The organism is Paenisporosarcina sp. FSL H8-0542 (genome assembly GCF_038632915.1).
Taxonomy (GTDB): domain Bacteria; phylum Bacillota; class Bacilli; order Bacillales_A; family Planococcaceae; genus Paenisporosarcina.
The window spans coordinates 2,418,104-2,444,427 of sequence record NZ_CP152050.1 but is presented as its reverse complement, the minus strand read 5'-3'; the positions used below and the strand labels follow the sequence as shown (position 1 = coordinate 2,444,427).

At 37.4% G+C, this 26,324-nt stretch carries 23 protein-coding genes; 18 read left to right on the top strand and 5 right to left on the bottom strand.

Going from position 1 to position 26,324, the window contains the following annotated elements:
• Positions 1-192: 192 nt before the first annotated feature.
• Positions 193-1,791, bottom strand: coding sequence for an ATP-binding protein (locus MHH33_RS12560; protein WP_342541898.1), 1,599 nt, complete (start codon positions 1,789-1,791; stop codon positions 193-195).
• Between the two features lie 103 nt (positions 1,792-1,894).
• Between MHH33_RS12560 and MHH33_RS12555 the strand changes: the two genes are divergently transcribed.
• From MHH33_RS12555 to MHH33_RS12510, 10 genes are all read left to right on the top strand, one after another.
• A complete protein-coding gene (locus MHH33_RS12555; protein ID WP_342541897.1) occupies positions 1,895-2,950 on the top strand; it encodes a M42 family metallopeptidase in 1,056 nt (351 codons plus the stop codon).
• Positions 2,951-2,961: 11 nt separating this feature from the next.
• Entirely contained in the window at positions 2,962-4,446 is a 1,485-nt protein-coding gene (locus MHH33_RS12550) for a UDP-N-acetylmuramoyl-L-alanyl-D-glutamate--2,6-diaminopimelate ligase (protein ID WP_342541896.1), read from the top strand.
• 172 nt (positions 4,447-4,618) lie between these two features.
• The gene (locus MHH33_RS12545; RefSeq protein WP_342541895.1) at positions 4,619-6,193 is read left to right on the top strand and encodes a peptide chain release factor 3; all 1,575 of its coding nucleotides are present in this window, start codon (positions 4,619-4,621) and stop codon (positions 6,191-6,193) included.
• 400 nt (positions 6,194-6,593) lie between these two features.
• Positions 6,594-9,662 carry an efflux RND transporter permease subunit gene (locus MHH33_RS12540; protein WP_342541894.1) on the top strand — a complete coding sequence of 1,023 codons (3,069 nt, stop codon included), beginning with the start codon at positions 6,594-6,596 and terminating at the stop codon, positions 9,660-9,662.
• A gap of 87 nt (positions 9,663-9,749) precedes the next feature.
• Positions 9,750-10,835, top strand: coding sequence for an SDR family oxidoreductase (locus MHH33_RS12535; RefSeq protein ID WP_342541893.1), 1,086 nt, complete (start codon positions 9,750-9,752; stop codon positions 10,833-10,835).
• 234 nt (positions 10,836-11,069) lie between these two features.
• Positions 11,070-11,741, top strand: a complete 672-nt coding sequence (locus MHH33_RS12530) for a TerC family protein (protein ID WP_016427886.1) — start codon at positions 11,070-11,072, stop codon at positions 11,739-11,741.
• A 137-nt stretch (positions 11,742-11,878) separates the two neighbouring features.
• Positions 11,879-12,529, top strand: coding sequence for a hypothetical protein (locus tag MHH33_RS12525; protein ID WP_342541892.1), 651 nt, complete (start codon positions 11,879-11,881; stop codon positions 12,527-12,529).
• Positions 12,530-12,637: 108 nt separating this feature from the next.
• Complete coding sequence (gene sigI / locus MHH33_RS12520) at positions 12,638-13,396, top strand: RNA polymerase sigma-I factor (RefSeq protein WP_342541891.1); 759 nt, start codon at positions 12,638-12,640, stop codon at positions 13,394-13,396.
• Between the two features lie 197 nt (positions 13,397-13,593).
• Positions 13,594-14,553: a hypothetical protein gene (locus MHH33_RS12515; protein WP_342541890.1), complete on the top strand. Its 960-nt coding sequence runs from the start codon at positions 13,594-13,596 to the stop codon at positions 14,551-14,553.
• 128 nt (positions 14,554-14,681) lie between these two features.
• Complete coding sequence (locus MHH33_RS12510) at positions 14,682-16,031, top strand: TrkH family potassium uptake protein (protein WP_016427882.1); 1,350 nt, start codon at positions 14,682-14,684, stop codon at positions 16,029-16,031.
• 21 nt (positions 16,032-16,052) lie between these two features.
• On the opposite strand, the gene MHH33_RS12505 is transcribed toward MHH33_RS12510, so the two are convergent.
• Positions 16,053-17,801: a DUF4080 domain-containing protein gene (locus MHH33_RS12505; RefSeq protein WP_342541889.1), complete on the bottom strand. Its 1,749-nt coding sequence runs from the start codon at positions 17,799-17,801 to the stop codon at positions 16,053-16,055.
• Between the two features lie 184 nt (positions 17,802-17,985).
• On the opposite strand from MHH33_RS12505, the gene MHH33_RS12500 reads away from it, so the two are divergent.
• From MHH33_RS12500 to MHH33_RS12490, 3 genes are all read left to right on the top strand, one after another.
• The gene (locus tag MHH33_RS12500; protein ID WP_342541888.1) at positions 17,986-19,461 is read left to right on the top strand and encodes an ATP-binding protein; all 1,476 of its coding nucleotides are present in this window, start codon (positions 17,986-17,988) and stop codon (positions 19,459-19,461) included.
• Positions 19,412-19,897, top strand: a complete 486-nt coding sequence (locus tag MHH33_RS12495) for a methylated-DNA--[protein]-cysteine S-methyltransferase (RefSeq protein WP_342541887.1) — start codon at positions 19,412-19,414, stop codon at positions 19,895-19,897. Before MHH33_RS12500 ends, MHH33_RS12495 begins: the two co-directional genes overlap by 50 nt.
• 63 nt (positions 19,898-19,960) lie before the next feature.
• Positions 19,961-20,407 (top strand): MarR family transcriptional regulator, encoded by a 447-nt coding sequence (locus MHH33_RS12490; RefSeq protein WP_016427878.1) that lies wholly within the window; start codon positions 19,961-19,963, stop codon positions 20,405-20,407.
• A 34-nt stretch (positions 20,408-20,441) separates the two neighbouring features.
• On the opposite strand, the gene MHH33_RS12485 is transcribed toward MHH33_RS12490, so the two are convergent.
• From MHH33_RS12485 to MHH33_RS12475, 3 genes are read right to left on the bottom strand one after another with little or no spacing between them, the layout of a single operon-like run.
• The gene (locus MHH33_RS12485; protein WP_342541886.1) at positions 20,442-21,128 is read right to left on the bottom strand and encodes a hypothetical protein; all 687 of its coding nucleotides are present in this window, start codon (positions 21,126-21,128) and stop codon (positions 20,442-20,444) included.
• A 49-nt stretch (positions 21,129-21,177) separates the two neighbouring features.
• Positions 21,178-21,783, bottom strand: coding sequence for a CPBP family intramembrane glutamic endopeptidase (locus MHH33_RS12480; protein WP_036659768.1), 606 nt, complete (start codon positions 21,781-21,783; stop codon positions 21,178-21,180).
• 42 nt (positions 21,784-21,825) lie between these two features.
• Positions 21,826-22,044, bottom strand: coding sequence for a DUF2187 family protein (locus MHH33_RS12475; RefSeq protein ID WP_016427875.1), 219 nt, complete (start codon positions 22,042-22,044; stop codon positions 21,826-21,828).
• Between the two features lie 121 nt (positions 22,045-22,165).
• Here MHH33_RS12475 and MHH33_RS12470 point away from each other — a divergent pair, with 121 nt between their 5' ends.
• The 5 genes from MHH33_RS12470 to MHH33_RS12450 all read left to right on the top strand — a co-directional run bounded on the left by MHH33_RS12470 (position 22,166) and on the right by MHH33_RS12450 (position 26,061).
• Positions 22,166-22,354: a hypothetical protein gene (locus MHH33_RS12470; protein WP_342541885.1), complete on the top strand. Its 189-nt coding sequence runs from the start codon at positions 22,166-22,168 to the stop codon at positions 22,352-22,354.
• Positions 22,355-22,449: 95 nt separating this feature from the next.
• Positions 22,450-22,638 carry an aspartyl-phosphate phosphatase Spo0E family protein gene (locus MHH33_RS12465; RefSeq protein ID WP_016427873.1) on the top strand — a complete coding sequence of 63 codons (189 nt, stop codon included), beginning with the start codon at positions 22,450-22,452 and terminating at the stop codon, positions 22,636-22,638.
• An 89-nt stretch (positions 22,639-22,727) separates the two neighbouring features.
• Positions 22,728-23,666 (top strand): MoxR family ATPase, encoded by a 939-nt coding sequence (locus tag MHH33_RS12460; protein ID WP_342541884.1) that lies wholly within the window; start codon positions 22,728-22,730, stop codon positions 23,664-23,666.
• The gene (locus tag MHH33_RS12455; protein WP_342541883.1) at positions 23,663-24,847 is read left to right on the top strand and encodes a DUF58 domain-containing protein; all 1,185 of its coding nucleotides are present in this window, start codon (positions 23,663-23,665) and stop codon (positions 24,845-24,847) included. The genes MHH33_RS12460 and MHH33_RS12455 overlap by 4 nt, the downstream gene beginning before the upstream one ends.
• Positions 24,817-26,061 carry a hypothetical protein gene (locus MHH33_RS12450; RefSeq protein ID WP_342541882.1) on the top strand — a complete coding sequence of 415 codons (1,245 nt, stop codon included), beginning with the start codon at positions 24,817-24,819 and terminating at the stop codon, positions 26,059-26,061. Before MHH33_RS12455 ends, MHH33_RS12450 begins: the two co-directional genes overlap by 31 nt.
• Positions 26,062-26,324: the final 263 nt, after the last annotated feature.

Below are 26,324 nucleotides of genomic sequence, written 5' to 3'. Positions count from 1 at the left end.
ACTTTTATTAAGATTAGAGGGAATCAGATCCCTTTCCGCGGACGAACTAGCAAGCCTCCTCGGGCCAACAGGAGGTTTGTCACGAAGGCGTTGCCACACGAGGTGGCTTCTTAGCCTTCGTTCCTTGAACAGTACAGTTTTACAAAGCTAAGAAAAAAATATACTAATACTAAAAAATCAGCGACCTTCATTTTAATTGGAAGTCGCTGATTTTTCTGCTTTATTATAAGGGAGTAAGATTGATACGGTAGTGCCTTTATTGAGTTGGCTATTAATAGTAATTTTCCCGGCATGCTCCTGAATGATTTTTTCGGAAATCATCATTCCAAGTCCAGTACCTGTGGTTTTCGTCGTGAAGAAGGGTTCAAATATTTGATTCACAACTTCCGGAGTCATCCCAGCACCATTATCACGAATATGAATACTGACAAATCCATCTGTCTCCAAATCTGTAGAGATTTCTAGGGAGCCTTCATTGGTCAGTGCTTCAATTGCATTTTTAACAATATTGATTATTACCTGTTTAATTTGATTCTGCTCACCAATAACTATTGCATTTTGGGCATTCCAAGATTCTTTCAGTAAAATACTTCTTAAATTAAGCTCTGGACTAAATAGAAGTACGACATCTTGAATGATTCTTTCAATATGAAATTCTTTTGCCTTTGTGACATGAGGTTTTGCGAGAATTAAAAACTCACTGATGATTAAGTTGATTCGCTCAAGTTCTGAAGCTATTAACTTTGTATAAGTTTGATAGGGGTGTTGATCATCTGTATTCATCATTTGAATGAAACCTGAAATCACAGTCATTGGATTACGGATTTCATGCGCAACTCCTGCAGCAATTTCTCCTGCCAGTTTCAGCTTTTCAGTCTGGACAATCAGTTTTTCTGCTTCTTTACGATAAGAAATATCCCGTGTAATAACGGACATTGCTACTATATCCCCACTTTTGTTATAAATGGGACTTAACGTCAATTGCGCATCAAAGAAAGTGCCATTTTTTTTCATATCTTTTGTTTCGAAAGAGTAAAAACTTTCTCCTTTTAAAACTTTTTCGATTCTTTCGTTTGCTGCTGCCACATTCTCAGGTGGTACAAGTGGAATGTGGTTGCCGATACATTCCTCTCGACTCCAGCCATAGAGCAGCTCAAAAGCTGGATTCAGTGCAATAATGCGGGCATCTAAATCAAATACTGCAATGCCATCCTTGGCATTCTCAAAAAACATATGTAAATAGCCTTCCCTGGAATCTAGGGCTCTTTCCAGTGTAGATTGCTGTTCTTCCATTCGATGCCATGTGTTGCGCATAAAGAGTGAATGGACAACAGCCGTCAAACTTATTAAAATCAAAAACAATAGGACAACATATAGATTACCGAATTCAATGGTACTTTCAAAATTTATATAGTTTTTTTGGAAAAGATAAATGACTTCCAGTGCAGTAATTGGTAAAAGAATTAAACTTGAAATGATTGAATGGTATAATGAAGCGATGAATAGTGGATATACAAAAAGCAAAATATGTATGTAATAAGGTGTATCAATAATTAGATATAAAATATATCCATTCATTCCGCCCAGTATCAGGGTTTGCATCACATAATTATTTATGTTCATTCTACGAAGAATATATAACAGGATACAATATAGGATAGCGAAAAGTGGGATGGAAACTGGATTTTGGTAATGGATAAACAGACTTGATAATGTATGTAAAAGTAATCCAACTGCAAATAAATTTATGAACAATCGATTGCGTTTTGTCAGTAGCATGGATTTGTCCATTTTTCACCTCGTTAATAAGTAGTTATTCCTATATCATACATGATTTAGCGGTGTGCGAACATGTTGAATTTTGATATGATATTTATCATACAGGGGGTTAATCATGTCAAGTGTGTTTAAAGAGAAAGAAACAGTTCAATTACTTAAAAAGCTTGTAGAGATTCCAAGTCCTTCGGGATATACGAAAGAAATCATGAATTTTATGGCTTCGCTTTTAGATAACATGCACGTATCATACCAACAATCAAACAAAGGGGCATTAATTGCCACGATTGAGGGAAAAGATAATTCTAAACATAGATTGTTAACAGCACATACAGATACGCTCGGTGCGATGGTAAAAGAAATCAAAGGTAGTGGACGACTTAAACTATCGATGATTGGTGGATTTAATTGGAATGCGGTAGAAGGCGAATATTGTCATATACATACAGCCTCTGGTAAAAAAGTCCGCGGAACGATTTTGATGCATCAAACGACTGTTCATGTCTATAAGAATGCCGGTTCTGCAGAACGCAATGTTGAAAATATCGAAGTACGTATTGACGAGAAAGTGACGAATGCAGAGGAAACAAAAGCACTTGGAATAGAAGTGGGTGACTTTGTATCATTTGATCCTAGATTTGAGCAAGTAGAATCAGGCTTTATCAAATCACGTCACTTGGACGATAAGGCTAGTACAGCTTTATTATTACAATTGATTGCTTCCATAAAAGAAAATGATTTGAAACTACCATATACCACTCATTTCTACATTTCGAACAATGAAGAGATTGGCTATGGTGGTAATTCGAATATTCCTGACGAAGTAGTGGAGTATATCGCTGTCGACATGGGGGCAATTGGTGATGGGCAAACATCCGATGAATACACGGTCTCCATTTGTGCGAAGGATTCTTCAGGTCCCTACCATTACGAACTTACACGACATTTGGTTGAATTGGCTAAACAGCAAGGCATTGAATATAAGCTGGATATTTACCCGTATTATGGTTCTGACGCCTCGGCTGCAATTCGCGCTGGATTCGACGTCAAACATGCCTTATTCGGACCAGGTATTGAAGCATCACATGCATACGAACGGACACATATTGATTCATTGAAACACACTTCAGCACTGCTAGAAGCATATGTGCTCTCTCCAATGGAGACAGAATAGGAGGAAAGCAAATGCAGTCAATTGACTTAATCAGCTGCTTGCCGGTTAAAGAAATTCACGGATCACTTCCAGCCGAAGTGTTTGATATAGCGGTTGATTCACGTAGTGTTCAACCAGAAAGTATTTTTATCTGTATTAAGGGATATACCGTAGATGGCCATGAATATGCCTTGCAAGCAATTGAAAGTGGAGCAAAAATAATTGTTTCAGAAAAACATCTGGAATTGGACTATTCCCGAGTCGCCTGTGTAGTCGTTGACGATACAACGCGAGCGGTCGCGTTACTGGCCTCCAAGTTTTATGGATACCCATCCAAAGACTTAACAATGATTGGTGTAACCGGTACAAATGGTAAAACAAGTGTAAGTGGCATCATTCAAAATATGCTTCAAGGACTTGCTGTGAAATCTGCTTTGACTGGTACAATCGGTTTTAATTTAAATGGAGTTTTGTATGATTCTGCGAATACGACAAGTGACGCATTAAGCACACAATTAATGATTCAACGTGCGAAAAGCGAAGGCTGTCAGACAATGATTATGGAAGTCTCTTCTCACGGATTGGTACTAGGGCGTCTAACTGGTGTAGATTTTGATATTGCCATCTTTACAAATTTAACTCACGATCATCTGGATTTCCATGGAACAATGGAACAATATGGACAAGCAAAAGGTCTATTGTTCTCACAATTGGGTCAAGATTTGCAACGTACAAAACATGCCATTGTTAATGGAGATGATCCCTGGTCTAACCGATTGAAAGAAATGACGGGTTATCCTGTATGGTCATATGCGATTCATTCGGATGCACATTTCCAGGGGCGTAATATTCTGTTGCAATCAAATTGTACAAAATTTGAGATGAAGACTCCTGAGGGGATTTTTCCTGTACGTATGAATCTACTTGGCGAGTTCAATGTATATAATGCATTGGCTGCAACAACGGCTTTGTATACACAAGGATATACAATTCCACAAATCATTGAACAACTTGAAAAAATTCCGCCAGTTAAAGGACGAATGGAAAAGTTGGATAGTGAGTTGCCCATATCCATCTTTATTGATTATGCTCATACACCGGACGCGATTGAAAAAGCGATTTCATCAGTCCTACCGTATCAGACAAATCGTCTCATCTTCTTAGTAGGAACGGGTGGAAATAGAGATCGATCAAAACGTCCTGCAATGGCACAGATGGCTTCGGTCGCTGATTATGTGATTTTAACGACGGACGATCCACGCGACGAGCCATACGAATCAATTCTTACTGACCTGGAAAAAGGAATGTTGCATAAGAATTATGCGTGTATTGGTAATCGTGAAGCGGCTGTAAAGCATGCAATCGAGATTGCTGAGCCAGGTGATATTATCATTTTTGCAGGTAAAGGACATGAAGATTATCAAATCATTGGACGTACTAAGTTCCCGCATAGCGATGGAGATATAGCATTGGCTGCTGGTAAATTGAAATTCCAGGATTCTCCCTCTCGTTCTTGAAATAGCAGAAGTTTACACTGAAGCGAGAAATCGGGCTGGAGCTTAGTGCTGGAAATCGTAACAAAGAACCGATCACATTTGCCGATCGGTTCTTTCGACTTTTTGTTCACTTGTAATTTTTTGAAAAACTCCATATGATGATAAAGGAAAAAAAGAAGGAGAATACCTAATAATGACTAATCAAGTTCAAGACCAAATACAAGCAAGAAGAACATTCGCGATTATTTCCCATCCCGATGCCGGTAAAACAACAATGACAGAAAAATTGCTGTTTTTTGGTGGAGCCATTCGTGATGCAGGGACGGTAAAGGCTAAAAAAACCGGTAAGTTCGCTACATCGGACTGGATGGAAATCGAAAAGCAACGTGGGATTTCTGTAACTTCTTCAGTTATGCAATTCGATTACGACAATTGCCGTATCAATATTCTAGATACACCAGGTCACCAAGATTTCAGTGAGGACACATACCGTACATTAATGGCGGTAGATAGCGCGGTGATGATTGTTGATGCTGCAAAAGGAATTGAAGCTCAGACTATAAAATTATTTAAAGTTTGTCGCTTACGTGGGATTCCTATTTTTACGTTCATCAATAAATTGGATCGCCAAGGTAAAGAGCCTCTGGAACTAATGGAAGAACTCGAAGAAGTGCTGGGAATTGAGTCGTATGCAATGAACTGGCCAATTGGTATGGGGAAAGAATTTTTAGGGATTTATGACCGTTTCAATAATCGTATTGAACAGTTCCGTACCGATGAGAAGGAACGCTTTTTGCCATTAGACGAAGATGGTGGATTAGCTGTCGATCATTCAATGAAACAAACTTCTTATTACAAACAAGCTTTAGATGATATTTTGTTGTTAAATGAAGCGGGTAATGACTTTGACCTTGAGAAATTAAAAAATGGAAAAATGACACCTGTATTCTTTGGCAGTGCCTTAACGAATTTTGGTGTTCAAACATTCTTGGAAACTTACTTACAATTTGCGCCGACTCCACAACCTCGAAAAACTGATGCTGAAGAAGTGATTAATCCAGTAACAGAGGAATTCTCAGGGTTTATCTTTAAAATTCAAGCCAATATGAATCCTGCTCACCGTGACCGTATTGCATTTGTGCGTATCGTATCGGGTAAATTTGAACGTGGTATGACTGTGACTTTATCCCGTACTGGTAAAACGTTTAAACTGACTCAATCGACTCAGTTTTTAGCGGACGATCGTGAAACAGTGGACTACGCAGTTGCAGGAGATATTATCGGTTTGCATGATACCGGCAGTTATCAAATTGGGGATACCATTGTTGGTGGTAAAAAGTCCTTTAATTATGAGAGACTTCCACAATTTACACCAGAATTATTTGTTCGTGTTACAGCCAAAAACGTAATGAAATCAAAGCATTTCCACAAAGGCATCATGCAATTGGTGCAAGAAGGTGCCATTCAATATTATAAAACGCTTCATACGGAAGACGTCATTTTAGGAGCGGTAGGGCAGCTTCAATTTGAAGTGTTTGAACACCGAATGAAAAATGAGTACAACGTAGAGGTTCGAATGGAACCTATCGGTAATAAAATTGCCCGTTGGATTCAGAACGAAAGTGAAGTTCAGGAATCTATGTCAAGTCCTCGAAGCATGCTCGTTCGTGATCGTTATGATCGATATGTGTTCTTATTTGAAAATGATTTTGCAATGCGCTGGTTCCAAGATAAAAACGAAAATATCGAGCTATATAGTTTGTTATAATGAGAAAACCTGTCTTTCGACAGGTTTTTTATTTTGTTGGCTATGTTAATTTTTAATGGTGTTTTATATAAATTAGAGGGAATTTGCTCCCTTTCCACGGACGAACAGGCAAGCCTCCTCACTCGTACTTCGCTGTGAGGTCTTGCCAGCCCGTTTTTCCGCAGGAAAGATTAGGACCAAAGGCAATTTGGTTCTAATCTTTGCGACGAGTAGCCGCAGGAGTTATCGATCGTTTACGTCCGGTAATTAAGGACGCAGCTAACGCCATTTATTAGTGAATTAATATAGAAATATTGTCAATCACGTTTCCGAATAAAGTTTTACACGATTCACGTTTGAAGTAAGTGGGCGTAACGAATATGATAGAGAGAGAAGTTTTTGCAGGAGAGGAAATTATGAAATGAAAATCAGCGATTTTTCGATAAAACGTCCCGTTTTTACAACAGTCATTATGTTTTTGGTTATTATCTTAGGTTTAGTATCGTACTTCAAAATACCAGTTACGTTAATTCCTGAATTGAACCCTCCTATTGGTGTGGTAGTTACAAGTTATCCAGGGGCGAGCCCGACAGAAGTCAGTGAAAAAGTGACAAAGCCACTTGAATCAAGTTTGTCAACTTTACCGGGGATAAAAACATTGCAATCTACTTCGCAAGAAGGCGTCAATATTATTGTATTGCAATTTGATTGGTCAACCAATATTGATGATATACAAAACGATATCATGCAGCGTATCGATCAAACTCCAGTACCTGACGACTCTCAAAAACCTCGCTTTTTGAAATTTGACCCAGCACAGTTCCCTATCATTCAGTTATCACTTCGTGCTCCTGAAAATGAGGGAGACGTCCGAATCATCGCAGAACAACTGGAAAAAGAACTGCGACGTACAGACGGCGTAGCGAGTGTCAATGTTTCAGGGGCGTTAGTGGAAGAAGTACAAATTTTATTGGATCAACAAAAACTTGAAGCTAAAGGACTAGCGCAATCTGACATCGTGCAGTTGATTCAAGCAAATAATGTTTCGTTTCCTGGTGATCCAATCGAAACACAAGATGGAAAGCAACTGACTACACGTATTGTCAGTACACTGACAAATGTCGAAGATATAAAAAATTTAGTGGTGACTGTCAATCCTATGGACGGTAAGAACATAACCGTTGCAGACGTAGCAACGGTTGAGTTGGCAGAACAAGAAACCTCAACTGAAACTCGTGCGAATGATGAACCCGCGGTTTTGATGTCAGTACTGCAAGAATCTGGAGCCAATACAGCAGATGTTTCAACTTCGTTAAAAGAATCTTTAGAAGAACTTTTAAAGAAGGATGAGTATAAAGGGGTAGAAGCGGATATTTTGTTTGACCAAGGTGATTATGTGAAGTTAGCCATCGGAAACATTGGTTCTTCGCTCGTATTTGGTGGACTCTTCGCCATGCTTGTACTTTTTGTTTTTTTACGCGGAATAAAGAGTCCAATTATCATTGGAATTGCTATTCCGTATTCAGTCATCGTAACGTTCGTGCTAATGTATTTTGCTGATTTTGCTCTAAATATCATGACGTTGGGTGCACTTGCTCTTGGTATTGGGATGTTGGTAGATAATGCAATAGTGGTTATCGAAAACATCGAACGTCATCTCGGTATGGGGAAAGACTCTAAACCTGCTGCTTCTGAGGGAACAAAGGAAGTGGCAGGGGCAATTATAGCATCAACTTTAACAACTGTTGCTGTGTTCGTTCCTGTTATCTTTATCACAGGTTTAATTGGCCAAATTTTCACTGAGTTTGCCTTAACCATTTCCTTTAGTTTAATTGCTTCTTTGGTAGTGGCACTTACCGTCATTCCGATGCTTGCAAGTAGAATGATGAAAAAACCTAGAGGCGACTTCGAAGCAAAACGTCGACGTTCAAAATCATATAATAATTTTGAACGCTCGGTTAAATGGGCTCTAGGACATCGATTAATGGTATTGATTATCACTTCAATCATGCTAATAATTGCAACTTATGGGATGTTCCAAGTGGGAACCGAGTTTTTACCGGCTACTGATGAAGGTTTCGTTAGTGTCAATGTCGAGTTAGATAATGGATCTTCTGTAAAAGCAACAAAAGCAGTAGTGAAAAAAATAGAAAATCAATTAAACAAAGAAAAAGATGTGGATGTATTTGTGAGTCTCGTTGGCGGAACACAACAAGGCCAATCTCGAGGAACTTCAGAATCGAATAGAGCGGAAGTATATATCAAGCTCATTCCTTTAGATAAACGTGAGCGTTCTGTATTTGAATTTGTGGATGAAGTACAACCAAAAGTATTGAAAGACGTAGGGGATGAGGCAGAAGTAAGTTTTAATTTACAAACTGCTTCTGGCTCCACACCAAATTCATTATCATTCTCTGTAACAGATACGGATGACAAACGTTTAGAAAAAGCCGTTTCTGATATTCAAGGCACTTTAAGTGAATTTGATTCAATTACAGAAATCACGAATGATTTAGATGAGAAAATAGATGAAGTGCAAGTGTCCGTGAATAAAGATGCAGCAACCGAATATGGACTGGCTCCTGCACAAATTGCCCAAACGGTGAACAGTGTGACGAGAGGCGATTTTGCTACACAAATTATTTCAGAAAATGAAGATGTTTATGGCGTATATGTAAAATATGATGAAAAATACCGTAGCAGCATTCAACAATTGAAGAAACTGAAATTGCGAACACCTTCAGGTCAATTTATTGAATTGCAGGAAGTGGCAGAAATAGAAATTGCCGAAGGTCCTGTTTCCATTCGTCGAATTGACCAAGCAGCTTCGGTCAGCTTTAAGCTAAAATATGAATCGTCTTATACTTTAGGTGAAATGTCCGATCAAGTTGACGAGGCAATTGAAAAATTAAACTTGCCAGAAGAGGTTGATATTAAGTTCGGTGGTGACCGTGAATTATTCGAGAATGCCATTAATGATATGTTGTTGGCAGTCATTCTTGCAATTGTACTTGTCTATATTGTTATGGCTGCACAGTTTGAATCGTTCAAATATCCATTTGTCATCATGTTCTCAGTCCCACTGATGATTATCGGAGTAGCACTGGGGTTGTTTATCACTCAGACTCCAGTCAGTATTACAGCAGTAATTGGCTTATTAGTGCTTGTAGGTATTGTAGTTAATAACGGGATTATGCTGGTCGATTTTATCAATCAACGCAAAAAAGAAGGAAATAATTCTTATGATTCAATTGTTTCCTCAGCACGTGATCGAGTGAGACCGATATTAATGACCGCGCTAACCACGATTCTTGGTTTGTTGCCACTAGCGATTGGGATAGGTGAAGGAACTGAGATTAATCAACCTATGGGTATTGTCGTAATCGGTGGTCTGATCAGTTCGACATTGCTGACGCTGTATGTCATTCCAGTAATTTATAGTTTATTTGATCGTGAAACACGTCGAAGTGCAAAAGAACCGATATCTTGAACAGACAACGTCTATTAATAAATAGACGTTGTTTTTTGTTGTTAATTTTCGTACTATTCAATTATTAAGAGTTTCGGAGGAGAATGTATGCAAATTCCATTAATTACTGGATTTCCCGGATTCATTGCACGGCAGATTATGCAAGAGTTGATAGCCCAAAACAAAGTAGAGACGATATACACATTGGTCTTATCCTCTCAAATGAAACTCGCTAAAGAAATTTCCCAGGAAATTATGAAAGATTCTCCTAATGTATTGATTAAATTAGTAGAAGGGGATATCACATATCCAGGTTTGGATATTGCTACCGAGGAACTTGAAACACTTTTTAGAGAAGTCAACACGGTGTGGCATTTAGCTGCAATCTATGACTTGGCTGTTGCTAGAGATACCGCGTGGAAAGTAAATGTCCACGGTACGTATCACGTAAATGATTTTGTGAAAACGTTACCGAACTTAACGAGGTATATATATTTCAGTACGGCATATGTAGCAGGGACCAGAGAAGGTCTACTACGTGAAGATGAATTGATTCGTCCGAAGGCGTTTAAAAATTATTATGAAGAAACGAAATTTGAAGCGGAAGTTCTGGTTGAAAAAATGAAGTCTTTAGTCCCGACAACGATTATCCGTCCAGGCATCGTACGGGGACATTCCATTTCAGGGGAAACAATAAAATTCGACGGTCCCTATTTCTTCATCAATATGATTGATAACCTAAGGAAGCTTCCAGTGATCCCTTACATCGGCAAGTCTCAATCATTGATAAATGTTGTACCAATCGATTTTGTTATTAAAGCAGTGGTATATTGCAGTGAGGATGTAGGTGCTATAGGTAAGACCATTCATTTAACGGATCCAAAACCTCACCCAGTGGAAGAAGTATACCGACAGATGGTTTGGCATGTAACCGGAAAATGGCCAAAAGGACGAATACCTCTGGCGCTTGCAAAAATGGGTATGCAATTGAAAGTACTGAGAAAAAGCTTGGGTGTTGAAAAAGAAACATTGGACTATTTGACTTGGAACGCTCAGTTCGATACGACAGTTGCGAAAGTTATCTTGAAGGACAGTGGAATTCGATGTGCGGATTTTATCGAATCCCTGCCAAGTATGATTGCTTTTTATCAGCTTCATAAAAAAGAACAGTCTTATCATATTCAGATAAAGTAGTGTTAGTTTACAACTCCGTTCAATATGTTATAATTATTGTACATGAAAACTTAATATACTTTTGACTGTTGTCAAAGGGGAGTAGCTATAGGGAAACCTATTTCATAGTCGTCATTACATGGTATACACCATCGGTTATGATAGCCATTTACATAATGTGCTTAGCAAGACCTTTGCCTTTTTATAAGGCAGGGGTCTTTTTGTTTTCAAAAATATTTATTAAAGGAGATCGTTATGGATATTTTTACAGTTGAATTTTTAGTAGCTCTACTATCAATCATTATGATTGACTTAGTTTTAGCAGGAGACAATGCCATCGTTATTGGGATGTCTGCGAAAAACTTACCCATTCATCACCGAAGAAAAGCCATCATGTGGGGAACAGCTGGAGCTGTAGTGATTCGAGTTCTTGCGACACTTGCCATTGTATGGATTTTGAAAATTCCTGGCTTGCAACTTGTGGGGGGACTTATTTTAATCTGGATAGCTTATAAATTGTTAGTTGAAGATGGGGATGCTGGTGATCATAAAGCGTCTAAGACCTTAATGTCAGCTATCGGTACAATAATCGTTGCAGATACAATTATGGGGTTAGACAATGTATTAGCAGTTGCTGGTGCAGCAAATGCTTCAAACCATAGCTTTTTATTAGTTGTAATTGGTTTGATTATCAGTATTCCAATTATGGTCTGGGGAAGTACGCTCTTCGTGAAACTGATTGATAAATACCCAATTATCATTTATATCGGATCTGCTGTTTTGGCATTCACGGCAGCAAGAATGATTACACATGAACCGTTCTTACACGATTTCTTTGATGCTAACCCGTACGTAGGCTGGATTATGATTGCATTGGTGACGGTTGGAGTAGTAATGGCCGGACGATACAAAAATCGTAAGCAATAATTTCAGGATTTAACAGTAAGCTGCGTAAAATCGAAAAGATTTTACGCAGCTTTTTTTGTACCCCCTAAAAAATTAGATATGGCATCGAATAGTTTGATGACGTGAAAGCGTACGCATTTTACAAGGGGTGGCACACATTGAAAAAATTCCAAAAAATCAGTGCAGCATTGCTAGCAACAGGATTAGTAGCTTCAACTTCTTTTCCGGCCTTTGCCAATGACACCGAAAAAGTAGATTCATCCAATTTTGAAACAGTAAATTTACAAGAGGCATTGAACAATTTGAAAGAACAAACGACTTCAGTTGAAGATTTGCAAACGATTTCCACAAATATTCCTTTGGGTTACCTTGCAAATAATATTTTTGCACTTTCCCTGAACATTGAAAAAATAAATAACCCAACTGCAAAAGCGGCTCTTCAGAGAAATATTGATAAAGCTATTGCCAAATGGGAAGAGAAGAACAAAGAAGAAGATAAAGAAGAAATTCCAACTACAGAAACAACACCATCTGACGAGGCAACTGAACCTGCCCAAACTGATGAAGACACTGTGGAGAATGATAAAGAAAAAACTGAAACTGAAAAAGATTCAGAAGTAGTAAAAGCTGAGAAAAAAGCTGCAGATAAAGCTGCTAAAGAAGTGAAAAAAGCTGAAAAAGCAGTAGAAAAGCAAGAACGCAAAAATACACATCACGCTAAAAAAGAAGAGCGTAAAGCATCGCATCATGCAAAAAAAGAGCATCGTCATGAAGGCGAAAAACATAATGAAGATAACAAAAACAAATAACACTTGGGTTAATTGTTAAGAAAATGAAATGCAATTCATCTTTTCATTTTATCAAGAACCCGTTACAATCGATAGGACTTAACTATTGTGCGGAAATGGGGTGAGCTTGTGATACTAGCAACGATTCAAGGACTTTTTCCTAAGAAACAATCAAAAAACGATCTTGAATTGCTAGTAATTCAAGCAAAAGAAGGGAATGAAGAAGTTCTTAATGAACTTCTTTCTTCCTACACTCCTTTTATGAAAAAAACTGCTTCGTTTATATGTAAACGTTATATTGGGGAACAAGATGACGAGTACAGTATTGCAATGTACGCATTCCATGAAGCGATCGTTCATTTTGAACATGATAAAAATGCATCATTCTTAACATTTGCTCATTTGCTGATTCGGCGTAAACTGATTGACTTTATTCGAAAAGAAGCAAGAAGAAAAGAAATTAGTCTAGGTCAAATGACTTCTGATTCTGAGATTGAATCAAGTTCTTTTTCAATCCTAGAATCTTCTCATTCATTTGAACAATTTACAGCGACGCAGCAGGCAGATGAAAGAAAACATCAAATTGCTGTATACGAATCTTTGCTAAAACCATTTGGACTAAGCTTTCAGGAACTTGTTAAAGTTTCTCCATCGCATGAAGACTCAAGAAAGACCGCTATCCAAATAGCACAACTCATTGTGGAAACGGACGAGTTTTACGAAGTTCTTCAAACAAAAAAGAAATTACCAATAAAAGAATTGGAAGAATTAGTTGAGGTTTCACGTAAAACCTTGGAAAGACAACGAAAATTTATAATAGCAATTGCTATTCTTCTAAAAAGTGACCTGCACTACATAAAAGATTATTTAAAAGGACGGATGTCATGATGAACACGCGAAGAGGGATCGTGTTTGAGACAACATCTTCATATAGCATTTTCTTCACGGAAGATGGAGTATTTGAAAAAGGCATACCACTTTCTGCTTCTGTTGAAATAGGTGACGAAGCATTTTATAAACCTTTATTAAACAAGAGAAGCTATAAAGCAACATTTAATTCTTCATGGACAGCGCCGGTACTTTCGATGGTGGCGACACTTGTATTGCTATTTTCAATATTGCTGCCTTCACAAACTCCAGTGTCTGCATATGTACAGATTGATATCAATCCAAGTGTTGAACTGGGTCTTGATCAGGAAGGGACAGTGTATTCTTTTAAGGGACTCAATGACGATGGGGAGGCACTTAAGAGAGATATTGATTTCTGGAAAGGAAAGCCTTTAACATGGGTTTTACTTCAAATTGTAGATCGTACGGAAACAACCATCGAGACACAAGAGGAGATTGAGATTACCACCATCTATGAAAATAAAGAAAACCATGCAAAGCTGGAAAAAGTAATTGTTTCGGCAGTGTCAAATTCCAACAGTAAAAGTATGATGCAGAAATACTCCGTAAATGTTAATGAAGCCTCTTTAGAGGATCGTCAAGCTGCTAACAATGAAGGTATTTCCGTACAGAAATACAAGGCACAATTCAAAGACAATAAGGTAGAAAAGCAACAGGAAATAAAGAAAAAAGATGAAAATAAGAAACACGACGACAACAATAAACTGCAGAAAGAAAACAAAAAAGAATCGCAAATACCTGCTGTTGACATGAAAGATCACAAGAACACTCATAATAAAAGTAAACAAAATCCTCAACACCAAAAACAAGAATCTAAACAAGCTAAGCCTAACAAGAAGTGGGATAAGCCAGCAAAATCAGAAGAAAAGACTCAAAGTCATCAAAATCAGACGAATCCACAAAATGATTCGAATAGAGAAGGAAAAGATAACGGACAGTCAAAAACAAAGGGCAACCATCCTTCTGAAAAAAAAACGAATTCAGATCACCAGCACGATAACCATCTCCAAGATAAAAAAGGGAAAAATAAAGATCATGAAAGAAAAGATAATAATCAAAAAAGAAAACAAGAGAAAAGCCAAAGTGGTAAAGAACAATCAAAACAAGGCAAAAATAACAATCATAAAAATCATTAATCCAGGTGCTTCTCAATCGAGAAGCACTTTTTTTAAAAGAATAAAGACTAGTTCTTTCTTTTTCACAAAATGTTTTTTAGAATAGGAAGATGACCTATTCGTGTCATTTGAAAGGACTTGACCTTTTTATGAATCCAATTATTAAACGCATACGAAATTTAACGCCCGCTCAAGCAATCGTTTCTTATTATTTTTTAGCCATTGGGTTATCTGTGGGGTTATTAAACCTACCTGGAGTTCACCAACCTGGAGTCAGTGTGGCTTTTATTGATAGTTTGTTTACAGCAGTCAGTGCTGTCAGCGTTACAGGTTTAAGTGTATTAAATATTTCAGAAACGTACTCAACTTTTGGAATCGCCATGTTAATGATTATCCTCCAACTTGGTGGAATTGGAATCATGTCCCTTGGTACATTTGTGTGGTTACTGGTTGGAAAAAAAATAGGCTTACGTGAACGACAATTAATCATGATAGATCATAACCAGCATTCTCTGTCTGGGGTCGTTAATTTAATTATTGAAATCATAAAGATTTTATTGCTTATCGAGTTGTTGGGCGCACTCATTCTTACGTTCTACTTTACTCAATTTTATGAAACACTGTCAGAAGCTTTTCTCCATGGTTTGTTTGCCTCTGTTTCAGCAACAACGAATGGTGGCTTTGATATTACGGGCGAATCCATGATCCCGTATCATGATGATTATTTTGTGCAAATCATAAACATGATCTTAATCATTTTAGGAGCAATCGGTTTCCCTGTTTTAATCGAAATTAAAGCCTTTTTATCGAATAAAAATAAAAATTTCCGATTCTCGCTGTTTACGAAGATTACAACTGTTACATTTGGTTTATTGCTGGTCGTAGGAACTGTTGTCATTCTTGCTTTGGAAATGTTCAAATCTTTTCGCGGTATGTCATGGCATGAAGCCTTATTTACTGCAATGTTTCACTCTGTGTCGTCACGCTCGGGTGGTCTTGTTACTGTTGATATCACAGAGTTTACACAAGGTACCGACATATTCTTGAGTGCATTGATGTTTATTGGAGCCTCGCCAAGTTCAGTAGGTGGAGGGATTCGCACTACGACGTTTGCAATAGCGATCCTATTTTTGATTAACTATGCGCGTGGGAAAAATGAAATACAAATATTTAATCGTGAAATTCAATTAATCGACGTGTTACGTTCATATGCGGTAATCATTTTATCTATTTTCATTGTGTTACTTGCAACCATCGCCTTATCAATTTCAGAACCCACATTGTCAATGACGGCAATCATTTTTGAAATTACCTCAGCTTTTGGAACATGCGGGATGTCTTTAGGCATCACGGATAAATTATCGACTTTCGGTAAAATATTGATTATGCTTTTGATGTTCGTAGGGCGCATCGGATTAATCTCCTTCCTATATACTATAGGCGGTCGTACAACCAAAACCAAATTCCATTATCCAAAAGAACGTGTTATCATAGGCTGAAAAAAAGAGCAGGTCCTGTATTCAGGATACCTGCTCTTTTGCTATAAACGAAAATTGTGGTGCTTGTCCCGATTTGAAGAAAGTTAGTAAATAGCCATCCTTCGATACGACTTGCTCTTGGTCAAGCTGTTGTAAATCAAGTGAGAAGGGAACAAGGAGCGTCTGTTTGTAAACTTCACGTTCATGAAGATTGAGTTTTGCAAAAGACTGACCGGCTAGACTTGGATTTTCAATAATTTTTCGATAAATTGCAGACTGTGATTCTTTTTCCATTTCTTTTTCCCACCATGGCTTGCGCGGTTGGAATTGATGATGTACCAAGTAATCAATCTTCATCAAACTTCTAACGACTGCCATGTCAGCACGGCCGTCCTGAAGTAAAAATTCTTCTAATCGTTTAAATAAGTCTTCAAGTTGGTGGCCAATTCGGGACCAACCTTTTTCTTCCCAATAGCTGCCAAAGTCTTGGAAGAAATCAAAAGGCGTTTCAAACGTTTCAGAGACTAAATAGCCAACTGTCCGATCGAGTCTATGTGCATTCCAATATTTTTCAAGAACATCTTCAGCTTGTTTGATTCTGAGCATATCATCAAACGACAGGACATTATTGGCGAAGATCTCATATGGGGCTTGATCCACATATACATAACCATATTCTTCAGCTTGGACACGCAACCCTGTCCCGCGTAGCAGTTTCAGGAAGCCTAATTGCAATTCTTCAGGTCCCATTGCAAATACATCATTAAACGTTTGTTTGAATGAAGCATAATCTTCTTCAGGTAACCCGGCAATCAAGTCTAAATGCTGCGCAATTTTTCCGCCTTCTTTTACCATTGTCACAGTACGTGTTAATTTGGCAAAGTTTTGTTTTCTTTTTACGAGTTCATTCGTCAATTCATTCGTTGACTGAACGCCGATTTCAAATCGGAATAATCCAGCAGGTGCATTTTCATTTAAAAACTGAATGACTTCAGGTCGCATAATATCAGCTGTAATTTCGAATTGAAAAACAACACCAGGGCGATGTTCGTCAATCAAAAATTGAAACATTTCCATCGCATAGCTACGGCTAATATTAAATGTCCGGTCTACAAATTTAATGATTTTCGCATTATTATCCATCAAATAACGAATATCTTCTTTCACTTTTTCCCTATTGAAATAACGGACACCGACTTCGATGGAAGATAAGCAGAATTGGCATGAGAAGGGACAGCCACGGCTGGTTTCAATGTAAGTAATTCGTTTGGACAAGTGAGGAATATCTTCTTCAAAGCGAAACGGTGTTGGCATTTCACGTAAATCAATTTTAGGTCCTTGCGGGTGAATCATAAATTTTTCATCCTGGATAAAACAAATACCAGGTACTTCTTTTAAAGGAAGCGTTCCTTCGACAAAATGAAGCAACTGTTTGAACGATACTTCGCCCTCACCCATGACAATAAAGTCGATTTCTTTCATGCGTCTCAACCAGTAGTTTGAGTCATAGGATACTTCTGGTCCGCCAAGTACAATAATAGTATCTGGGCTCACTCTTTTTAAAAGACGAACAACTTTTAAAGTCTCCTCAATGTTCCAAATGTAACAGCTGAAACCGACAACTTTAGGTTTCTTTAAATATATATCAGAAACAATATTAAAAGCTGGATCCTTTATTGTATATTCAGCAATGGTTGGATTAAATTCAGGTTGTGCACTTGCTTTAAGACACCTTAGTGCCAAGTTGGTATGAATATATTTTGCATTTAGCGTTGCTAAGACGATGTTCATTAAGCATTCTCCTTCTTTACATCATTCTATTTTAACAAGGAAAGTTGATTCAAACAATATAAGTCAATATTAGCTAAATCTATATGAAATAATCTGAATTAATTTTAATCTTTGTTTTTTTAGCTATCCAGAATATAAAGGCATTTCACAGCATAATTTGTATAAAAAGAACGAGAAAGGTCCGGTGAATGACTTGTTTGGCGAAAAAATCACAGAGATGTTCGATTATTTATTTTGGAACGATAAAGAACCAGTCATTCTACTCGAGAATGGCAAGGGGATTAAGTTAAATAGAATGGCGAAGGAATTTTTCTCACACAACACAGTTGAAGAGATTATCACACAAATGGACAAGTCTTCTTCTAAAACCTGGAGAAATTTTTTAAAGGAAGCGACATTTTCAAATAATGCAAAATGTCAAATATGCTTAACGGATAATGTAAAAGGCAATAGATTTATCGAACTCCAGGGCAATTATTATCAATCATCATCCCAATATCTGATCCGCTTCAAACAACGCCCACACGAAATTCTAAGCCATAATATAGTAGATGGTTTAATGAAATATGAATTTCTCTTTAAATATGCTCCGCACGGACTGATTTTGACCGACACTGAAGGAACCATTATTGACTTCAATCAGAAAGCCACAATCTTATTTGACGTAGCTCCACATGAATTAAAAGGCAAAAAAGCACACAACATTTTTGACTTGTTACCTCATTCAAAATCTGATTTCGAACAATTTTTCAAAACACTTTCACTAAAAGGTTCTGCCGAAATGAGTGTATCTAAACTAGATACAATCGGTGAACCAAAGTTTTATCATTTTACATCTGCGTTCAATAATAACTTGGACATGTACGTTACGGTCATTCGTGATGATACCGAAAATGTTCAATTGAAAAAGCAAATTGAACACTCACGTTCGTTATCGACTCTCGGTCAGATGGCTGCAAGTATTGCGCATGAAATTCGAAATCCTTTGACCTCTTTGAAAGGATTTACACAATTACTAACATCGCAAGTAACTGAACAAGGATACGAATATCTAGACATTATCAATAGTGAACTCATTAGAATGGAATCCATACTCAATGAGTTTTTAGTTTTATCTAAACCGCCTTCTCAATCATTTCAATTTATTTCTGTCTCTTCCATCATTTCGCAAGTAGTTGATTTTATGCACCCACAAGGTATCATACAAAATATTGAACTTGTAATGGTACCATGTGAAAATGACTCGGATTGGATTCTTGGTGACGCACATGAATTAAAAAAAGTATTTATGAACGTTTTAAAAAATTCAATGGAAGTCATGCCTAATGGAGGGAAAGTGTTCATAACTCAATCCTTACGTGATAACAATCAAGTTTGTGTGTCCGTAAAAGATCAAGGTGGGGGGATGACTCAGGAGCAGATGCAGAAGATTTTTTTACCTTTTTATACATCGAAAGAACAAGGGACTGGGCTTGGACTTGCCCATGCAATTCAAACAATCGAAGATCATGGGGGAAGTATAGAGGTAGAGAGTGAGTTAACTCACGGTACTACTTTTCATATTATCCTTCCAGTTTATCATTTGGAGGCTAAAGGGGGACATACGGTACATGATAAAAGCTTTGGAAAGTCCAATCGGGAAGTTATATCTTCAAATTGATGACGGAAAATTAACAGCTATTTATTTTGATGAACCACTAATGCATTTGGGGACGGTAGCAATCCAGCAAGATGAATCAGTGTATGAAAATGTAAAGAAGCAATTAAACGAATATTTTCAGGGAGAGAGGATACAATTTGATTTGCCACTGTCTGCAAGAGGAACTTTATTTCAACAGAGTGTGTGGCGTCAATTGCCTGGTATTTCCTATGGAGAAACAATCAGTTATCAAGAGTTGGCAAATAGAATTGGCAACACAAAAGCCTGTCGTGCGGTAGGACAAGCAAATCGAAAAAATCCATTACCGATAGTCATACCCTGCCATCGTGTTATAGGAAAAGACAAATCATTGAAAGGCTATGCGGGTTCTCTTACACCGATTAAACAATATCTGCTCGAATTAGAGCAAAAACACATCAATTCCAAACCATTTTGACAAAGTTCTTCTATTCCCTATATACTAGTTTTAATTAGAGAGAATGGAATACAGGTGATAGAGATGAAATCCGAAGAACTGACACAGTCGTTAAAATTATTTATCGTGCTTTCTAGAGCATATAAAACATTGCATGAATGTACGAATCAATTTTTTCAAGCAAATGGACTAAACCCTACTGAATTTGCAGTTTTGGAATTGTTATTCCACAAGGGGCGACAACCGCTGCAGAAAATAGGAAATAAAATACTGCTAGCCAGTGGTTCGATTACCTATGTCATTGATAAGCTGGAAAAAAGAGGCTTCATACACCGCGTTTCATGTCCTTCGGATCGCCGGGTGACATTTGCTGAAATCACTCCTGAAGGAGAGGCATTCATGGCTCAATTGTTCCCAGAGCATGAGAAACAATTGCATGAAATGATGGGTGCTTTGGATAATGATGAGAAAGAGCAAGCGATTACATTATTGAAAAAATTAGGATTATCAATTAAAGATTTATCATATTAAAAAAATTCCGGCTCACTTAGTGAGCCGGAATTTTTTATTGTTTTACAGCGATTGTTTCGCCCATTTTCAAAAATGCATCCGTTAAGTTCACACTGTTTTGATCGAAGATTGTCAAGCGGACAATCAGATTGCCTTGTTCAAATACCATCCCTGAAACAGTTCCTAATTCAAAAGTAGTTTCGTATCCAATCTGATTCGAAATCCCTTCGCCTTGAGGTAATTTCTCTTGTTTGTCAATCTTCACAGGTTCTTTGCCAATGCTCACAGCTGCAATACTTTCAATCATCGTATCTCTAATAATTTCATAGTCTGCTTCATCTTTGGAGATCGTTTCTACTCGCATGAAGACGGCAGAATTTTCGTCATAGTATATTGAATCTTTATTAGGTTCTTCCCCAGTTAATGAATAGCCATCTAATTTATAGATCGAATAGTTCTGTTCATCACTATCCGTCAACTTTGCGGTTTCTTCTTTCTTTTCGTCATTGATCGAATATGACAGTGACTTTTCAGGTTCTCTTGTTTCAGTAGCAGGTGCTGGTTCTTTTGTTTCCTCTTTTGCTTCATCTTCATCAGCTGTTTCATCTACCGTTGTTTCTCCAGAGTCCGCAACAGTAGTTTTATCACTTTCAGAACCATTAGATTCATCTGTGGAGTTACATGCAGAAAGCATGGAAATTGCTAAAGACAATGATGCAAATAGTAGCCAAGATTTTTTCATGTGATATTTCCTCCTTTATGTAGTAGACGTGATGTGGTTGTCATATGTTTCAAGAGTTGAGAGGCAAAACCAGAAACAGTAGAATCGTCATTGTAATATGAGCGATAATGATGAGCGGCATGCTTTTTTTCCATTCATACAAAAGCCCCCACAGTAAACCGGATGTGACTGCTGCAAGCACTCCTAACCAAAATCCGCTGAAAGCCATGGATAATCCGAAAAGTAAGGAGGCCACTAACACAGCGAAGAAAGGGCTCATGTAAGTTTTTAATTTTTGCTGAATAAAGCCCCGCCAAAACAATTCTTCTCCTGGGGCAATAATTAACATCAACAATAAATAATGCCAAACAGTAGTCGGTCCAAAGTCACTTAAGAATTGCTCCACTGAAATTGCTGCTTGATCCGTAAATATGGAAAAGAAGCGATATGCAGTTGCAATAAGTCCATAAGTGAGTGTACCATAACCAATTCCGAAAATTAAGTACTCCCATGTTTGTATTTCATCTTCCATCTTGCCAAGAACAAATGATAAGGACATAAATAACAGCATAGTAAATGTGTACATATACCAAAAAATTACTTCAAATGAAAAAGTGAAAAAAAGTAGCAAATAGACGAGAACTAAACTGAGAGTCCATCTTAGATGAGAAGCCATAATATTCAACTTGCACACCTCCAGTACTTTAGCATTTAGTGATCATTCTTCTTCATCAGTAATGGGTGAAGACTCTTGTTCTTTAAGGTATACTATTTTATACCGTTTATGATTGATAACTGTTTTTTCTTCAATTTCGAGTTCTTCGAAATTTTCCATAATGGAAAGATTCACAATTACGGAGTTTTCATTAACTTTTTCAACAATCCCTTGCAAGCCATCTTTGAATTCAATTATTGATCCAACAGTTGCTATTTCCACAGATACTCAGCTCCTTAATGCGGTCATATTCAATAGTGTGCATGATAATTTTTCTGACGTAAAGTATTTTCTGAAAACATATTTAAATCATTTCAAATTTTTAACTAAAGGGAGACTTTCCATGAATACATATGAACAGCAGTTAGAGAATTTAAGAGCAGGTAAGCTAACCTCCATTACAATCGAAAAAGAAGATTTTTTGACATTTCGTGATGTGCTGGTTCAAAGAGCAGACTTTAAACATATAAGAGGAACTGCTAAACAGGGCGGAATTGTTATCTATACTTATGATCTTGATGCACGAAGTTAACAACAATGTCATATTTTGTCGGAATAAACTTGTGTTTGCGAGAAGATTTTCGTGTATAATAATGGATAATATGGGTTTGGTAAAGGAGGTATCACGTGCCGGAATCAATTCTTGAGCAAGTGGAACTTACGAGAGAGAAAATGATTAAGTCAGCGCTTGAAAATGGTTTTGGAAACGTTCATACTATCCGACTTAGTAAAAAGTTAGATCGTCTGTTAAATATCTATCAATTGAAAGACTTCCCAAATAAAGCGTCCAACGATAAGGAATTAATCAAAAACTAGGCGATTTTCGCTTAGTTTTTTTATTGTAAAGTTTTTTCGGAATAATGGGTTTATTTGGTATACTTATATAACTTAAAGGGGGAAGTAAAATGTCCAAATTAAATCTGTTGAGAAAGAATTTAAATGAATCAATTGTGGGACGTGAAAAAGAAATTGATTTTATGCTGATTGCGTTGATTCAGGGAGGGCACGTGTTACTTGAAAGTGTACCAGGGTCAGGGAAGACGATGATGGCCAAATCTTTTGCACATGCATTTAAAGGGAACTTTAAACGTTTACAGTTTACTCCTGACGTATTACCATCTGACGTTACCGGTATCAGTTATTTTGATCCGAAAGCTCAGGAATTTGTCTTACGCCCAGGCCCTGTAGCCACCAACATATTGCTTGCTGATGAAATTAACCGTGCAACACCCAGAACACAATCGAGTTTGCTTGAAGCCATGGAGGAAAAGCAAGTAACAATAGATGGAGAAACGATTGCTCTTCCTGAACCATTTATGGTAATTGCCACTCAAAATCCAGTGGAATCGCAACAAGGGACTTTTTCATTACCTGCAGCCCAACTGGATCGTTTCTTGTTCCGAATTGAAATTAATTACCCGAGCTTTGAAGAAGAAAGAAGAATTTTGAAAGAGTTCAGTCATAACCCAGGGGAAGTTAAAACTTCATCGCTCATAGACATTGAAGATGTTAAACTATGGCGCAGTGAAGTCAGAAAAGTGACGGTTCATGAAGATATTGAAACCTATATTCTACAGATTATTCAGGCGACAAGGCAACATGTACAAGTGGAGTTAGGATTAAGTTCACGTGCTTCTCTTGCGTTATTGCATGCAGCGCAGGGACATGCGTATATTAATGGACGTTCGTATGTAAATCCGGATGATGTGAAAAAAATGGTTGCACCACTCGCTACACATCGACTCATTTTATCTGCTGAAGGATTATTGATTCGTGAACCATCTCATATTCTTAATGATATCATTGAATCCGTACAAACACCTGTAGAGGCCATGGCAAGATGATTTGGCAACGGGAATATTATGGTGCTATGAAAACAAATTGGTTTCTTACAATTATTGCCCTTTGTTTTACAATGTCATTCATAGTTGCACAATATGTTGCAGCAGGCGTTTTTGGTTTCTTTGGTGTCGTTACTGCCATGCAAATTCTTTATTTAAAAAATGTCGGGAAAAAATTGACACTAGTAAATGACAAAAAAAGAAGTCGGATGTTTAAAGGCGGAAAATCTGAATGGGAACTGAAATTTGAAAATACAGGGTTCCCGATTTGGAACGGACAACTCAGATTGCATTTTCACGATGCTGTTAAACCACTTAATAATAAAGATATGAGTCATACTAAGCTCATCGAGATCGTTGTTCCACTGACAATCGGATATAAGGAAATTGTTACAGTGAAAGTTCCGATTGAAGGACAGAAGAGAGGTTTATCCAGATTGAAAAATTTGGAATTGACTATCCCACATCTTTTTGGTGAAGGCTCTGTCCTTTTACTTCATCAACCTCTTCTACGAATGGAACAAATGGTTTATCCAAATATTTATACATTAAAAGACAACAGAAAGCCTTCCCCATTAAAACCAGGGGACTATGAGTATAAGCATTCGTTGTTTCAAGATTTGTTTTCACCGATAGGTACAAGAGATTATCAGGCAGGCGATCAATTTCACCATATCCACTGGAAAGCAAGTGCGAGAATGCAACAACTTCAAACGAAAGTTTTCACACAAGTAGCAAACGAATCAGTCTTGCTAGTATTGAACGTCGTTAATCATTATTCAATTATTTCAGATTTGGAAGAACGAATTGAGGAAGTTGCCTCTTTTGTGGATTATTTTTATAGAGAAGGCATACCATTTTCGTTGACGGTCAATGTTAGATCCTTTGGGGCGGTCCCATATTTGCATCTTCCTGTCGGAGATGGCCAAAAACACCGTCAACAAGCAATGGAATTATTGTCGGTCCTATCTAATAATGAATTAACCGTACCGTTTAACCGTATGCTGATGCATCTGGATACGCATGAAAACCTGCCGATGACAGTCATTATATTCACTCATGACTCACAAGAGTTGGATAAATATATTAAGAAATGGTCCAAACAAACTCAAGTGGATGTACGATTATCCAATAGTCTTGGAGGTGATGTGAAATGGCAACAACCGTCTCTTCTAAGCCGTTAGTTCAATTTGAGTCAATCGGAAAGTTTTTGCAAGATGTTTGGTTAATGTCCTTTCTTTTCATATTTATTAGAGTGGATACGACGATTTCCTCTCTATTTGTATGGATTGGTATTTTATTGCTGATAGCGATTGCGGTCAATTTGTTTTTCTACAAGACGGGATACCAAATAGCAATATCGTTATTTGTTTCTGCAGTTTTCGGACTGTTAGGATTTCTTTTCGGTGCCCCATTGTGGTTTTTTGCTGCAATATTTGTATTTTCGGTTTGGAGAATACAAGAACGATATTCTAAAATTCAAGAGGATGCCACACATGATGGATACTTCATGACGCTTCTTCTGGTAGTATTCTCTTTATCTTTTTTCTTAGCTACCATATTAAGAAAACCTGAAGCTATAAGAGAATCAATTTTATTGGCCATTATCGGCCTACTATTATTTATGTTGGATCGAATGATTGTTCAATGGAAGCGCTCAAAAAAGGAAAATCGTGTTCCTTTTTATAAACTTGTATTATTTTATGTGGGGATCATAAGCGTTGCAGCAATTGCTTTTGCGGTGATTGCTGGTCTTGCAGGCAAAGCTCGCGTATCCATTGTCTTATTATTTGGGGATATGATTGAATTAATTTTATACCCGCTTGGACTATTAATGGAAGGGTTACATGCTCTTGTTAGTAAATTTATTAGTCCTCCAATTTCCCGAGATTCCCAGGAAAAACCAAAAGGGCAATTCGAACAAACGGAAGCAGATAAACTTAAGGGTCTTGATTTTGGTCTGGATATACCTTGGGTGGCTATTCTAGGTAGTATTATTTTAATCATATTGATTATTATTGTATGGCGCTTAGCTAAAAATAGAGCGGAAGTTGTAGAACTTAAAGAAAATCAAGTGGAATACGAAAGAACTCAAAGCAACACCATGCAAGTAAGCGAACAGAAGGATATGTCATGGACTTATTCAATGGAGACCAATGTAGTGCGAGACGCATACCGAGTTTATGAATTGGAGGCAAGCTCACATGGTTATACACGCAATCACAACGAAACAATACGGGAATGGTTCATCAGAGAAGGATGGCACGTCTCTGAACGCTTCTATGACGTTTACGATGTCGTCCGTTATAGTAAAGGGTTGATGAATGACCATGATGGTAAATGGTTTATTGAAGAATTAAATCATCTTTCGAAAAAATATTTTAAAAATGAGGTTTAACTTTTTAAATTTTGGGGGAAAGTATATTTGAACACAGCAACATTCTCATTTCCCCCTTTTTATAGGACACATTTCCGAAAGGAATGTGTCCTACTTTTTTTTGTCTTCCAAACTTACCTAATAAGAATTCTTCGAATAAGCTTTTTTCCCATCCACTAAACCCACTAAAATTATTAAAGTTTCAGGTACGATACAATTCTCTAATTAGTGAGGAAGATCGAAGTCGAAAAATAGTTCATTATTTCAAAATGTTTCGATGCTTA